General features: G+C 67.4%; 13 protein-coding genes. 11 read left to right on the top strand and 2 right to left on the bottom strand.

Features of this window, described 5'->3' with window-relative positions; translation table 11 throughout:
- The first annotated feature begins 118 nt into the window (after positions 1-118).
- Positions 119-295, top strand: a complete 177-nt coding sequence (locus tag BFD71_RS41535) for a hypothetical protein (protein WP_176732940.1) — start codon at positions 119-121, stop codon at positions 293-295.
- Between the two features lie 159 nt (positions 296-454).
- Here BFD71_RS41535 and BFD71_RS22715 read toward each other — a convergent pair whose 3' ends face one another.
- Positions 455-763 (bottom strand): hypothetical protein, encoded by a 309-nt coding sequence (locus tag BFD71_RS22715; RefSeq protein WP_069266573.1) that lies wholly within the window; start codon positions 761-763, stop codon positions 455-457.
- An 88-nt stretch (positions 764-851) separates the two neighbouring features.
- Positions 852-1,724, bottom strand: coding sequence for a GNAT family N-acetyltransferase (locus BFD71_RS22710; RefSeq protein ID WP_069266572.1), 873 nt, complete (start codon positions 1,722-1,724; stop codon positions 852-854).
- Between the two features lie 239 nt (positions 1,725-1,963).
- Between BFD71_RS22710 and BFD71_RS22705 the strand changes: the two genes are divergently transcribed.
- The 10 genes from BFD71_RS22705 to BFD71_RS22660 all read left to right on the top strand — a co-directional run bounded on the left by BFD71_RS22705 (position 1,964) and on the right by BFD71_RS22660 (position 14,160).
- On the top strand, positions 1,964-3,454 hold the full coding sequence (locus BFD71_RS22705; protein ID WP_069266571.1) for an aldehyde dehydrogenase family protein: 1,491 nt from the start codon (positions 1,964-1,966) through the stop codon (positions 3,452-3,454).
- A gap of 250 nt (positions 3,455-3,704) precedes the next feature.
- Entirely contained in the window at positions 3,705-4,373 is a 669-nt protein-coding gene (locus BFD71_RS22700; protein ID WP_069266570.1) for a haloacid dehalogenase type II, read from the top strand.
- Positions 4,374-4,398: 25 nt separating this feature from the next.
- Positions 4,399-5,673 carry an NAD(P)/FAD-dependent oxidoreductase gene (locus tag BFD71_RS22695; RefSeq protein WP_069266569.1) on the top strand — a complete coding sequence of 425 codons (1,275 nt, stop codon included), beginning with the start codon at positions 4,399-4,401 and terminating at the stop codon, positions 5,671-5,673.
- A 70-nt stretch (positions 5,674-5,743) separates the two neighbouring features.
- Positions 5,744-7,360 (top strand): ABC transporter substrate-binding protein, encoded by a 1,617-nt coding sequence (locus BFD71_RS22690; RefSeq protein ID WP_069266568.1) that lies wholly within the window; start codon positions 5,744-5,746, stop codon positions 7,358-7,360.
- Between the two features lie 91 nt (positions 7,361-7,451).
- Positions 7,452-8,408 carry an ABC transporter permease gene (locus tag BFD71_RS22685; RefSeq protein WP_069266567.1) on the top strand — a complete coding sequence of 319 codons (957 nt, stop codon included), beginning with the start codon at positions 7,452-7,454 and terminating at the stop codon, positions 8,406-8,408.
- Entirely contained in the window at positions 8,405-9,361 is a 957-nt protein-coding gene (locus BFD71_RS22680) for an ABC transporter permease (protein WP_069266566.1), read from the top strand. Before BFD71_RS22685 ends, BFD71_RS22680 begins: the two co-directional genes overlap by 4 nt.
- A complete protein-coding gene (locus tag BFD71_RS22675) occupies positions 9,358-11,223 on the top strand; it encodes an ABC transporter ATP-binding protein (protein WP_069266565.1) in 1,866 nt (621 codons plus the stop codon). The genes BFD71_RS22680 and BFD71_RS22675 overlap by 4 nt, the downstream gene beginning before the upstream one ends.
- A complete protein-coding gene (locus tag BFD71_RS22670) occupies positions 11,220-11,540 on the top strand; it encodes a (2Fe-2S)-binding protein (RefSeq protein ID WP_069266564.1) in 321 nt (106 codons plus the stop codon). Before BFD71_RS22675 ends, BFD71_RS22670 begins: the two co-directional genes overlap by 4 nt.
- Positions 11,519-12,994, top strand: a complete 1,476-nt coding sequence (locus BFD71_RS22665) for an FAD/NAD(P)-dependent oxidoreductase (protein ID WP_083245408.1) — start codon at positions 11,519-11,521, stop codon at positions 12,992-12,994. Before BFD71_RS22670 ends, BFD71_RS22665 begins: the two co-directional genes overlap by 22 nt.
- The gene (locus BFD71_RS22660; RefSeq protein WP_069266563.1) at positions 12,991-14,160 is read left to right on the top strand and encodes an NAD(P)/FAD-dependent oxidoreductase; all 1,170 of its coding nucleotides are present in this window, start codon (positions 12,991-12,993) and stop codon (positions 14,158-14,160) included. Before BFD71_RS22665 ends, BFD71_RS22660 begins: the two co-directional genes overlap by 4 nt.
- The last annotated feature ends 1 nt before the right edge of the window (position 14,161 follow it).

The raw sequence follows: 14,161 nt of genomic DNA, 5'->3' as shown, positions 1-14,161 counted from the left end.
GGCGCGGCAGAAGAAACTCCGCCGGCATGATAGAAAGCGAGTGCGGCACCAAACTTGCTCAGCCGGTATGTAGGGAACCCTACTGTCGAACAACTAGACCCTACATCAGGAGACGATCATGGATAAACGTGAGTACAGCCACTCCCAGGAGATCGAACAGGACGACGCCGATCCGGAAAACGAACCTTATCTGCACCCGTATCGCTCGTTATTGCATGAGCCCACCGTCGTACTGGCTGGCAACCCGAGCGACCGCGCAGACGTCGCTACGTCGGCGATACTCGGGTACAACTGACTGACTGCAACGCGTTCGCTCGTCGATTGCCGGGTCAAATATTCGGTATTCCGAATGATTTGATCCGGCGATTCTGCTTTGGCGACTAGCGGCCGACGTGCGCCCATCCGGGCGCAGCGCACTTTCTTTCCGGTAGTCGGCAGGACAATCGACGCACCGCTAGACGCGCGGTAGATCGTCGATGGATTTTTCGACGTTACCGTCCGGCACTTCCAGATCGATTCCATCGATTCCGTTGGGATGCGGCACCGGCTTGATCTTCGGACCGAGAAATCTCATGCCGCCGAGCGTAAATACCGAATACACCACGGCGCCCGAGCGGATGTCGTTGGTGACGGCCGCCACTTCGGAGATGGTGGGTGTCGAGAGCCAGTCGTGTGTCTGGGGGTCGATCAGCGCCCAGCGCACGTGTGTTACGCGGTCCGTTGAGGAACTGATGCGGACACCGTCGATACCATAGGTAGCCATAGCGTCACCCTCGAGGCGAGAATCGTCTAATGGTAATCCGTTCGCTGCCCGGGTGGTAGCACGCCGGATGCCGTCCATTCGACCGCGCTCACCACACCGCCTGGCTCGTGATTGCAAACTGCTTGAACTGGGTATCGACGCGCAAGGGCGCGCCGCGCTCCGTCTTCTCGATGTGGTCGACGAGCGGCAGCCCCACGCCTTCGAGCCAGTCGGAGAGTCCCAGATCGACGGGCGTGTCGATGCGCACGAACATGCCCGCGTTGGAGGCGAGCCAATGGCTGATCAGCGCCTTGGCGCGGCAGGCATCCGGCGAATCGGGGGCGATCACGGGGCCGATCACGTGCCCGTCGCCAAAGCGGCGAAAGAGGGCGAAGCCGATCAGGTCGCCGTCGCGGTCGAGCGCGATGCCGCTCGCCTGATCGAGCAGTTTCGGCAGCATGTCCGAGCGGTCGAGGCCGCTTGCGCGCGTCGCCAGTTCGATGAGCCGGGGCCGGTCGCTCGCGCCGATCGGGCGCAGCCGCTCGCCCGCGGGCAGTGAGACGAGCGGCGGCTGAAACGCCGCGCCCTGGTGCTGGTGAATGCGGCCGATGCGCGTAAAGCCGAGCCGCTCGACGAGCGGCCAGCCCGTGTCGCTCGCGTGGAGCAGCAGCGTGCGCGAGGCGAGCGCCTGCATCCAGTGCTCGATCATGGCCCGGCCAATGCCGCGGCGCTGATGACTGGGCTTGACGATCAGCATGCCGAGCGTCGCCGCGTTGGGACCGAACAACCACGAGAAAGCCGTGCCGACGAGCGAACCGCTTTCGTCCACGGCCACGATGCCTTCGCCGATGCGGGCAGCGAAACGCCAGTCTTCGGGGCGGTGCCGCCAGCGCACCGCCGTCGACAACGCATGCGCGGCGGCCAGATCGTCGGCGGTAAATGCGCGGTAGGTAATGACGCTGTTCAGGTTTGGGTCGGACACGCCGGCCTCCGGATTCTGTATACGCGTCCCGTGACTATCGCATCGCCCGCCGTGACTGACTAGGACGATCTTCCTGTTTGGGCGCGCGCCCCGCCAGCGCCCGTGATGCAACGCAAAACGCGGGGTTGGACGGTCAATAACGCGTCGATTCTGCTGATTGGGCTTTTTTGTCGGCGAAATATGCGGTGGCAGTGGACCTACGATATTTCCCATCGAGACCAAGTCGAGGGAACCCAGTCATGGACCAGTTCGATCCCGCCGCAGTCGCTGCCTCAGTGGCCGAAAAAGCCGGCCACTTCATCGGCGGAGAGTGGGTCGTCGAAGGCGCGGCGCGCATCGGGGTCGCGCGGCCATCGGACGGCGTCGTCTATGCCTCGGCGCCGCTTGGCGACGCGCAACGGGTGGACCACGCCGTCGACAACGCGAAGCGCGCGTTTCGCACGAGCGGCTGGCCACGCATGGCGCCGCGCGAGCGCGCCCGCATCCTGCGCCGCTTCGCCGACCTGATCGCCGCCGACACCGCCACGCTCGCGCCGCTCGAGGCGCTCGGCTCGACGCGCCCCGTGCGCGACGTGTGCGCGTGGGACGTGCCGTTCACGGCGGAAGGCATCCGTTTCTATGCCGAGTTCGCCGACAAGCTCGGCGGCGAGGTCGTGGCCACCGATCACGACCATCTGGGCATGACGATCGCCGAGCCTTATGGCGTGGTCGGCGCGATCGCGCCGTGGAATTTCCCGCTCGTGATGGCGTCGTGGAAGATCGGTCCGGCGCTCGCGGCGGGCAATGCCGTGGTGCTCAAGCCTTCGGAGATGACGCCGTTCTCGGTGCTGCGTCTGGCCGAACTCGCGATCGAGGCAGGCATTCCCCCTGGCATCTTCAACGTGGTGCAAGGCGACGGCGCGACGACCGGCGACGCACTCGTGCGCCACCCGGACATCGCGAAAGTCACGTTCACGGGATCGACGCGCGCGGGCTCGGCGATCATGGCGGCGTGCGCGCAAAGCGGCACGAAGCCGGTCACGCTGGAATTGGGCGGCAAGAGCCCGCAAATCGTCTTCGCGGATGCGCCGAAGCTCGACGAGGTCGCGCGCCGCATCGCCGGCGCGATTGCCGTCAACGCGGGGCAGGTGTGCGTGGCCGGTTCGCGGCTGCTGGTCGAGCGCGCCGTTGCGGACGAACTCGTGTCGCGCATCGAGCAGGCTATCGCTGAGTTGCGCGCCGGCGCGACGTGGGCTTCGGGCACGACGCTGCCGCCCATCATTTCGGAAACCCAGGCCGCGCGCATCGAAGGCATCGTCGAGCGCAGCGTGGCCGAAGGCGCCACGCTCTACTGCGGTGGCCGCCGCGCGGACGCGCCCGTGCCCGGCGCGTTCTACCTGCCCACCATCCTCACCGGCGTGACGGCGCAAACCGAGGCGGTGCGCGCCGAGATCTTCGGCCCGGTTCTCACGGTGCAGACCTTCGACACCGAGGAAGAGGCGCTCGCGCTCGCCTCGCATCCCGAATACGGCCTGGCGGCTGGCGTGCACACCGCGGACATCGGCCGCGCGCTGCGCCTCGTGCGCGCGCTGGAGGCGGGCACCGTGTGGGTCAACCGCTACGGCCGCAGCAACGATTTCATGATCCCGACGGGCGGATACAAACGCTCGGGCATGGGCAAGGATCTCGGGCGCCAGGGTTACGAAGCGCACCTGCGTTTCAAGAGCGTGCTGATCGATACGAGAACCTGACGCCATGCTGACTGCAAAGCTGACGAATCACGCACGAAAACGCACGGTCATTCGGCTATGGCCCGCGCGATGGCGCCACCGCAGAATCTGCTGCGGCGGCCCCTGCAAACGCGTCGTTTATACCGTGCAGGCCCCACGATTCGACGCCAACGCCAAATTTTGCGCTGTTTAAATTTTCCACAGGGACGCACTTCCACCTGTTTTCGCCACTGAGCCCCAAGCGGGTTCATCACACGAAAGGATTGCCATCATGATCGATTTCGAGCCGAAGTACATCACGTTCGACTGCTACGGCACGCTGACGAAGTTCCGCATGGCCGACACGGCGCGCGAGATGTATGGCGACCGCCTCAAGGGCGCCGACCTCGAGAAGTTCGTCGCGTTCTTCGCGGGCTATCGCCGCGACGAGGTGCTCGGCGCATGGAAGCCGTACCGCGACGTGGTCGTCAATTCGGTGCGCCGCGCCTGCAAGCGCATGAACGTCGAGTTCATCGAGGCCGAAGCGGAAAAGTTCTACACCGCCGTGCCGACCTGGGGCCCGCACCCGGACGTGCCGGAAGGCCTCTCGCGCCTCGCGAAGAAGTACAAGCTCGTGATTCTCTCGAACGCTTCGGACGACCAGATCCAGAGCAATGTCGACAAACTCGGCGCGCCGTTCCACCGCGTATTCACGGCGCAGCAGGCGCAGTCGTACAAGCCGCGCATGCAGGGCTTCGAGTACATGTTCGATCAGCTGAACTGCAACCCCGGCGACGTGCTGCATGTTTCGTCGAGCCTGCGCTACGACCTCATGACGGCGCACGACATGGGCATCGAGCACAAGGCGTTCGTCAAGCGCGGCCACGAGCCGGGCACGCCGTACTACGAGTACTACGAAGTCGAGACGATCGGCGAACTCGCTTCGCAACTGGGTCTTTGAGAAACGCGCTAGCCGAGGCCGCCCGATGAAGCTCGACTCCTACTGGCTCGACACCGCCCCTGGCGGTCTGCTCGCAAGCGAGGGACCGGTGGAAGGCCGCGTGGACGTCGCGGTGGTGGGCGGCGGCTTCACGGGGCTTTCCGCGGCGCTCGCGTTCGGCCGCCGTGGCGCGAGCGTCGCGGTGCTGGACGCGGGGCGCATGGGTGGCGGCGCGTCGGGGCGCAACGGCGGCCAGTGCAATACCGGCGTGGCGCAGGACTATGCGGCGCTGCGCGGGCAACTGGGCGTCGAGCGCGCGCAGGGTTGCTACCGCGCTTACGCGGCGGCCGTCGACACGGTCGAGCGGCTCATTCGCGAAGAGGGCATCGACTGCGACTATCTCGCTTCGGGCAAGCTCAAGCTCGCGGCGAAACCGCATCACCTCGAACACCTCGAACGAACGGCCGAGCTGATTCGCCGCGAAGTCGATCCGGACGTCGAGATCATCGGCCGCGAACAGATTCGCAGTGAGGTGGAATCGGACAGCTTCCATGGCGGACTGCTCCAGAAGCACGGCGGCCAGATGCACATGGGCCGCTTCGCGATCGGGCTCGCGAACGCCGCGGTACGGCGCGGCGCACGGCTCTACGAGCACGCCGCCGTGACGTCCATCGCGAAAGAGGGCGGCGGCTATCGCGTGGAGTCGGCGCGCGGAACGTTGCATGCGCAACAGGTATTGATCGCCACGGGTCCTTCGCGGCATGGGCCGTTCGCGTGGTACCGGCGGCGTCTTGCGCCGGTCGGCTCGTTCATCGTCGTGACGGAGCCGCTGCCGCCCGCGCAGCTCATGCGGCTATTGCCCAACCGCCGCTCGTATACGACGAGCCGCCTCATGCACAACTATTTCCGCGTGACGCCGGATTCGCGCCTGCTGTTCGGCGGCCGGGCGCGTTTCACGGCGTCGGAGCGGCCGTCCGATGCGAGGAGCGGGCGCATCCTCCAGCGCACGCTCGCGCAGCTCTTTCCGGCGCTCGCGAGGGTGCGGATCGATTACTGCTGGGGCGGGCTTGTCGATATCACCGCGGACCGCCTGCCGCGCGCGGGTCAGCACGAAGGCGTGTGGTTCTCGATGGGCTACAGCGGTCACGGCACGCAGATGTCGACGCACATGGGCCAGGTGATGGCCGAGGTGATGAGCGGCAACCCGTGTGCGAATCCGTGGCGCGATTTCGCGTGGCCCGCCATTCCGGGCCACACGGGCAAGCCGTGGTTTTTGCCGCTCGTCGGCGCGTACTACCAGATCAAAGACGCTTTTTACTGACGCTGTTTTTCACAACACACAGCCTCGATACGTCGAGCTGCAGCCCCCCCATCAGACGCGGAGAAGTTTCATGAGCACCGACAAATCGCTTGAAGACATGGCTCACCCGGGCGTGCGGCTCGATGAACTGACGAAGCGCGGCGCCTCGCGCCGCGACCTCCTTCGCGCGATGGTCGCGGGGGGCATGATGTCGATGACGGGCGCGGGCCTGCTCGCCGCGAGCGGCGCCGCCTTCGCACAGGAGAAGCCGAAGCAGGGCGGCAAGATCCGCGTGGCGACGCAGTCGTCTTCCGCGTCGGACACGCTCGATCCCGCGAAGGAGTCGGTGTCCACCGACTATGTGCGCGCAAATATGCTGTACAACGGCCTGACCGAGTACGACTCGCACCTCGGCGCGCAAATGGCGCTCGCGCAGTCGCTCGAAACGAAGGACGCGACGGTGTGGGTCGTGAAGCTGCGCAGCGGCGTGCAGTTCCATGACGGCAAGACGCTCGCGCCCGCCGACGTGGTGTACTCGCTCATGCGCCACAAGGACGCCGCGGTGGGCTCGAAGGTGAAGACGCTCGCGGATCAGTTCCAGGACGTGAAGGCCACGGGCCCGAACGAAGTGACGATCACGCTCTCGGGCGCGAACGCCGACCTGCCCGTGATCCTCGCCGACTCGCATTTCATGATCATCAAGGACGGCACGAACGACTTCAAGACGGCCGTGGGCACCGGCCCGTTCAAGCTCAAGGAGTTCTCGCCGGGCGTGCGCACGGTGGTCGTGCGCAACGAGCGCTACTGGAAGCCGGGCCTGCCGCATCTGGACGAGATCGAACTGGTCGGCATCGGCGACGAGTCGGCGCGCGTGAACGCGCTGCTCTCGGGCGACGTGCAGCTCATCAACCAGGTGAGCCCGCGCTCGACCTCGCGCGTCAAGGGCACTCCGGGCTTCGCGGTGAAGGAGACGAAGACGGGCCAGTACACCGACCTCATCATGCGCGACGAAGGCGGCGTCACGGGCAATGCCGACTTCCGCCGCGGCATGATGCACCTGTTCGACCGCGAGCAGATCCGCAACGCCGTGTTCCTCGGCTATGGCGCGATCGGCAACGACCAGCCGATCGATCCGACCAACAAGTACTACTTTGCCGGCCTGCCGGAGCGCGCCTTCGATCCGCAGAAGGCCAGGTTCTACTTCCAGAAGGCAAAGCTCGGCAGCACGCCGCTGCAGATCTATGCCTCCCCGGCAGCGGACGGCTCGGTCGAAATGGCGATGCTGCTGCAGCAGGTCGCGCCGCAGGCGGGCCTGAACCTGCAGGTGGTGCGCACGCCCGGCGACGGCTACTGGTCGAACCACTGGATGAAGCACCCGCTGACCTTCGGCAACATCAACGCGCGCCCGAGCGCCGATGTGATCTTCACGCAGTTCTTCAAGTCGGATGCGCCGTGGAATGAAGCGAACTGGAAGGACCCGAAGTTCGACCAGATGCTGCTGGCCGCGCGCGGCGAGCCGGACGAAGAGAAGCGCAAGAAGATCTATGGCGACATGCAAGTACTCGTGCACAGCGACGGCGGCATCGGCATTCCGCTGTTCCTGAGCTCGCTCGACGCGCACACGACGAAGCTCAAGGGCCTCGGTTCGATTCCGATTGCCGGACTGATGGGCTTCAAGTTCGCCGAGAACGTCTGGCTCGAGGCGTAGTTCGAGGTGTGATGTGTGCGGCCGGTGTGCGCCTGGATGGGCCCCCGGCCACCGATTCCCCGCTTCATGATGTTCAGGGAGGCGACATCCGATGAAAGCTCACGCGCAACGTCTCATTGCCGCGCGTCTCGGTCTCGCACTGCTCACGTTGCTGATCGTCTCGGCAATCGTGTTCGGTCTCACGGGCCTCTTGCCCGGCGACGCCGCGCAGCAGGCCCTCGGTCAGGCGGCCACGCCCGAGCAGGTGGCGGCGCTGCGGCACCAGTTCGGCCTCGACCAGCCCGCGCTCACGCGCTATGTCCACTGGCTGCTGCAGGCCGTGACCGGCAACTTCGGCACCTCGGTGTCGAACAACCAGCCAGTGAGCGAGCTGATCGCCACGCGCCTGCCGAATTCGCTCGTGCTCGCGGGGCTCACCACGCTCGTTTCGGTGCCGCTCGCGCTCGCCATCGGCATCTTTTCCGCCGTGTTCCGCGGCTCGCTGCTCGATCGCGTGCTCAACGTGCTCACGCTCTCCGCCGTGGCCGTGCCCGAATTTCTGGTCGCCACCATCGCCGTGCTGATCTTCGCGGTGAAACTGCGCTGGCTGCCCGCGCTCTCGTACCTCTCGGAGGTGGACTCGTTCGGCACGCTGTTGCGCATCTACGCGATGCCGGTCATGACGCTGTGCTGCGTGATCGTCGCGCAGATGGCGCGCATGACGCGCGCCGCCGTGATCGACCAGTTGAGCGCGCCCTATGTGGAAATGGCGCGCCTCAAAGGAGCGTCGCCCGCTCGCGTCGTGTTGCGCCACGTGCTGCCGAACACGATTGGGCCGATCGCCAATGCCGTCGCGCTGAGCCTCTCGTATCTCTTCGGCGGCGTGGTGATCGTGGAGTCGATCTTCAACTATCCGGGCCTCGCGAGCCTGATGGTCGACGCCGTGACGAACCGCGATCTGCCGCTCGTGCAGGGCTGCGTGATGGTGTTTTGCGCCGCGTATCTGGTGCTCGTGCTGATCGCGGACCTGTGTCAAATCGTATCCAACCCGAGGCTGCGTCAACGATGAACCGACCCGCCACTTCCCATGCCGCGACCGTGCTCTACGCGACGAGCGAGAGCGAGGAGCGGGCCGCCGCCGACGCCGTCAAGGACGTGCCGGGCGACGTGCCCACGCCGCCGCGCTCGCCGCTGCGCCGCATGGTCGGGCGCCTCTCGGTGCTCGGCCTGATCGGCCTGGCGATCGTCGTGTTCTGGCTCGGCGTAGCCTTCATCGGGCCGCTCGTCGCGCCGTATAAGGGCGGCGCGATCACCTCCACGGAAATCTTCGGCTCGTATAGCGCGGCGCATCTGCTCGGCACCGATTTCCTGGGTCGCGACATGCTGAGCCGCGTGCTCTACGGCACGCAGTACACCGTGGGCCTCGCGCTCGCCGCCACGCTGCTCGCAAGCGGTATCGGCATATTCTTCGGACTGCTTGCGGCTGTCGCGCCGCGCTGGATCGATGAGGTGCTGAGCCGCCTGTTCGACGCACTGATCTCCATTCCGAGCAAGGTGCTCGCGCTCGTCGTGATCGCGGCGTTCGGCTCGTCGGTGCCGATGCTCATCACCGTCGCGGCGCTCGCCTATATTCCGGGCGCGTTCCGTATCTCGCGCTCGCTGGCCGTGAACCTGATGACGCTCGAATATGTGCAGGTCGCCAGAGCGCGCGGCGAAGGGCTCTTCTATATCGCCCGCGTGGAAGTGCTGCCGAACATGATCCACCCGATGCTCGCCGATTTCGGCCTGCGTTTCGTGTTCATCGTGCTGCTGCTCTCCGGCCTCTCGTTCCTCGGCCTCGGCGTGCAGCCGCCGGACGCGGACTGGGGCTCGCTCGTGCGCGAGAACATCGGCGGCCTCGCGGAAGGTGCGCCGGCCGTGCTGATGCCGGCCGTCGCCATCGCGACGCTCACGGTGGGCGTGAACCTGCTGATCGACAGCCTGCGCCGTCACGGCGGCCGCGCGCATGGGGGCGGAAAATGAACATGATCGAAGTGACGGGCCTGAGAGTGGTCGCGGGCGCGGCGCCCGATCCGGTCGTCGAGATCGTCAAGGGTGTCGACTTCACGGTGAAGAAGGGCGAAGTGCTCGCGCTGATCGGCGAGTCCGGTTCGGGCAAGACCACCATCGCGCTCTCGCTGCTCGGCCATGCGCGCGACGGCTGCGCCATTGCGGGCGGCAGCCTGAAGATCGGCGGCACCGACGTGCTCGCGCTCGACGAACGCGGCCGCCGCGCGCTGCGCGCGCGTACCGTGGCTTATGTCGCGCAGAGCGCCTCGGCGGGCTTCAACCCGGCACGCACGATCATGGATCAGGTGACCGAGCCCGCGCTGCTGCACAAGCTGATGTCGCCCGCGGCGGCGCGCGAGAAGGCGGTGAGCCTGTTCCGGGCGCTCGCGCTGCCTTCGCCCGAGACGATCGGCGCGCGCTATCCGCACCAGGTGTCCGGCGGCCAGCTGCAGCGGCTGATGGCGGCGATGGCGCTCATCACCGACCCCGCCGTGGTCGTGTTCGACGAGCCCACCACGGCGCTCGACGTGACCACGCAGATCGAAGTGCTCGCGGCCTTCCGCAAGGTCGTGAAGGAGCTGGGCACGACGGCCGTGTACGTCTCGCACGATCTCGCGGTCGTGGCGCAGATGGCCGATCGCATCGTCGTCCTGAACAATGGCGCGGTGCGCGAAAACGGCACGACGCTCCAGGTGCTCGACGCCCCCGCCGACGACTACACGCGCGCGCTGCTGGCCGCCCGCCGCCGCCCCGACCCTGGTCCGCCCGCCGTGCCGCCTGCCGCCGAAGTGCCGCTGCTCGAAGTGCGCGGTCTGTCCGCGGGCTATGGCCGGGTCGATGCGAACGGTGTGCCCGCAGTGCGTGTGCTCGAGGACGTGAGCCTGCGGATTGAGCGCGGCAGCGCACTGGGCGTGATCGGCGAATCGGGCTCGGGCAAGACGACGCTCGCGCGCGTGGTGGCCGGGCTGGTCGAGCGCGCGCGCGGCGAGGTGCTGCTCGACGGCGTGCCGCTGCCCGCGACGCTTTCGGCGCGCACGCCCGATCAGTACCGGCGCATCCAGATCGTGTTCCAGAACGCCGACACGGCGCTCAACCCGAGCCGCACGATTGCCGATATCCTCGCGCGGCCCATGTGCTTCTATCACGGCCTGCGCGGCGCGCGGGCGCAAAAGCGCATGCTCGAACTACTGGACCTCGTGAAGCTGCCCGCATCGATTGCGAAGCGTCAGCCGGGCGGCCTCTCGGGCGGCCAGAAGCAGCGCGTGAACCTGGCCCGCGCCCTCGCGGCCGAGCCGGCACTCATTCTGTGCGACGAGGTGACGTCCGCGCTCGACACCGTCGTTGGCGCCGCGATTCTCGACCTGCTCGCCGAATTGCGGCGCGAACTGGGCGTCTCGTACATGTTCATCAGCCACGATATTTCGACGGTGCGCGCGATCTGCGACGACGTCGTCGTGCTGTACGGCGGCCAGTGTGTCGAGGCGGGCCAGCGCGACGTGCTGGAGGCGCCGCCTTATCACCCGTACACGGGGTTGCTCGTCGATTCGGTGCCGGCCCTGCAGCCGGGCTGGCTCGACGCCCGGCGTGCCCTGGCGGGCGCCGCGCTGCCGCCGCTCGGGGCGTCGGCCGAGGTACGCGAGCTGTGCGCGTTCCGCGCACGCTGCCCGGTGCGTATCGATGGCGCGTGCAATGTGTCGGCGCCCGTGATGAAGCGCTTGCCGAGCGGCGCGCAGATCCTTTGCCATCACACGACGGCGGAACTGGAACGGCTGCAGACCGCACAGGCTGCACAAGTCGCACAGGCGACGCAATCCAACGGGAGGGCAGCCGCATGAGCGCGCGCTTCGTGAGAGTGGCGGAAGCGGGCCGCCCGACCTTCGAGATCGAGATCGACGGCCGCGTGGCGCAGGCCGCCGAGGGCGACACGCTGATGGTCGCGCTCCTCGCCACGCAGGACGCGCTGCGCGACTGCGAGTTCGACGATGGACGCCGCGCCGGTTTCTGCCTGATGGGCGCGTGCCAGGACTGCTGGGTGTGGACCGCGCAGGGCGAGCGGTTGCGCGCCTGCACGACACCCGCGGCGCCGGGCATGTCGATCGTCACCCGCAACGTGCTTGCCGGGGAGGGCGTATGGCCGCGCGCGCAGAACTGAAGGTCGTCGTGATCGGCGCGGGACCGGCGGGCGTGCGCGCGGCGCAGACGCTGGTCGCGGCGGGCCTGCGACCCGTCGTCGTCGATGAAGGGCGGCGCGACGGCGGGCAGATTTATCGGCGTCAACCCGAAGGTTTCAAGCGCAGCTACGAAACGCTCTACGGCACCGAGGCCGAACGCGCGGCGTCGCTGCATCGCGGCTTCGACGCGCTGCGCTCGCAGATCGACTATCTGCCTGACACGCTCGTCTGGAACGTCGGGCCGAAGTCCGTGCATCTCGCGAGCGGCGCACGCTACCACGAGCTGGCCTTCGACGCGCTGATCGTCTGCAGCGGCGCCACCGACCGGCTCATGCCCGTGCCGGGCTGGCATCTGGCGGGCGCATACAGCCTGGGCGGCGCGCAGGTCGCGCTGAAGTCGCAGGGCTGCGCCATCGGAGCGCGCACTGTCATGATGGGCACCGGCCCGCTGCTTTACCTCGTCGCCGCCCAGTACGTGAAAGCGGGCGCGACGGTGAGCGCGGTGCTCGATACGTCCACGCTCGGCCAGCGCCTGCGCGCGTTGCCCGATTTGCTGCAAGTGCCCGCCACGCTGCGCAAGGGCATGGCGCTCCTGCGCACGCTGCGCCGCGCGGGGGTACCGATGCATCGGGGCGTGACGCCGCTCGCGATCGAAGGCTCGCCCGAGCACGGCGTGACGGCGGTTCGCGTGAAACTCGCGAACGGCGGCGAAGCGCGCGTGGCATGCGACGCCGTGGCGCTGGGCTATCACTTGCGCTCCGAAACGCAAATTGCGGATCTCGCCGGTTGCGCGTTCCGTTTCGATAGAGCCGCGCGGCAATGGCTGCCCGAAGTCGATCAGGACGGCCGCAGCAGCGTGGCAGGCGTCTATCTGGCCGGGGACGGCGCACGCGTGCGCGGCGCCGACGCGGCCGAGCGTGCGGGCCGTCTTGCCGCTCTGGCGGCGTTGCAGGATGCGGGCGCGGTCTCACCGAAAGGAGCACTTGCCGAAGTGGCGACACTGCGTGTCGAACTCGCACGCTTCACGCGCTTTGCACAAGGATTGCGCCAGGCATTTCCGTGGCCCGCGCATTTCGCGGCGACGCTGCCTGATGACACCGTCGTCTGCCGCTGCGAAGCCGTCACGGCGGGCGAATTGCGCCGCGTAGTGCGCGAGACGGGCGCTACCGAAGCGAATCGCGCGAAGGCGTTCTCACGCGTGGGGATGGGGCGCTGCCAGGGCCGCTTCTGCGCGCACGCCGGGGCCGAAGTCATCGCAGCCGAGGCGCGTGTACCGCTGGAAGCCGTAGGCCGGCTGCGCGGTCAGGCGCCGGTCAAGCCGTTGACGATGACGCTGAGCGCCGCGGTGAATGGTATCGACGAAGCGCAGGGCGGTGCGGCGCCCGCCGCGCAAACGCAGCCCGGCGCATGCCGCACAAAGGAGTTCAGCGAATGACGGATCGCGCCGATGTGATCGTGATTGGTGGCGGCATCATCGGGACGTCCACGACGTTCTTCCTGAGCCGCCGCAAGCGTTCAGTGATCCTGATCGAACGCGGGCTCACGGGCCAGCAGGCTAGCGGCGTGAACTTCGGCGGCGTGCGCCGCCAGGGACGCGCGCTCTCTCAACTCGCCATGTCCAATCGCGCGCTCGATATCTGGTATCGCGCGCAGTCGCTGCTCGGCGAGGATGTCGAGTTTCTGCCTTCGGGCCACACGCGCGTGTGCTACCACGCACACGACGCCGAATACTTTCATCGCTACGCCGGGCAGGCGCGTGCGTACGACCTCGATCTCGAAGTGCTCGAAGGCGCCGCGATGTTCAAGCGCTTCCCGTTCCTGGGCCGCGAGGTGCTGGCCGCCTCCGTCTCGCCGCGCGACGGTCACGCCAATCCGCGTCTGGCCGCACCGGCGTTCGGGCGCGCCGCCGCGCGGCTCGGCGCCAATCTCGTGGAGAACACCGAGATCGTGCGCGTGGAAAAGGAAGCGGGCGGCTTTCGCGTGGAGAGCGCAACGGGCGCCGTGTGGCGCGCGGAGCAACTGCTGATTTGCGCCGGTGCATGGGCGGGAGCGCTCTCCGCGCAATTCGGCGAGCCGGTGCCGCTCGTCGCGCGCGGCCCGCAAATGGCCGTGACCGAGCCCGTGCCCTACCGCTTCATGCATTCGATGGGGGTCTACACGTCGATCAAGGAGGAGAGCGTGTACTTCCGGCAGATTCCGCGCGGCAACCTCGTGCTGGGCGGCGGCGCCCCTGGGCCCGCCGACGCAGCAACGCGCCGCGCAGGCGTGCTGCCCGGCAACACCGTGCAGCAGATCGCACAGTTCCGCCGGTTGGTTCCCGCGCTCGCGCCGCTGCATGTGATCCGCGTGTGGAGCGGCGTGGAAAGCTACCTGCCAGATTCGGAGCCGGTGATTGGCCCGAGTTCGACGACAGACGGCCTTTTCTATGCGTTCGGCTTCAGCGGCTCGGGCTTCCAGATCGGGCCAGGCGTGGGCGAAACGCTCGCGGAACTGCTCGACGCCGGCGCAACCGACATACCGCTCGAACCGTTTTCGATTGCGCGTTTCGGGCGCGCGGCGCCCGCTGCAAGCGCGCACACATCGACTGCCAGCGAGGCTTGAT

It is taken from the genome of Paraburkholderia nodosa, assembly GCF_001718195.1.
Taxonomy (GTDB): Bacteria; Pseudomonadota; Gammaproteobacteria; order Burkholderiales; family Burkholderiaceae; genus Paraburkholderia; species Paraburkholderia nodosa_A.
Note: the sequence above shows the minus strand (reverse complement) of the source record. Positions and strands in the feature narration are given on the sequence as shown.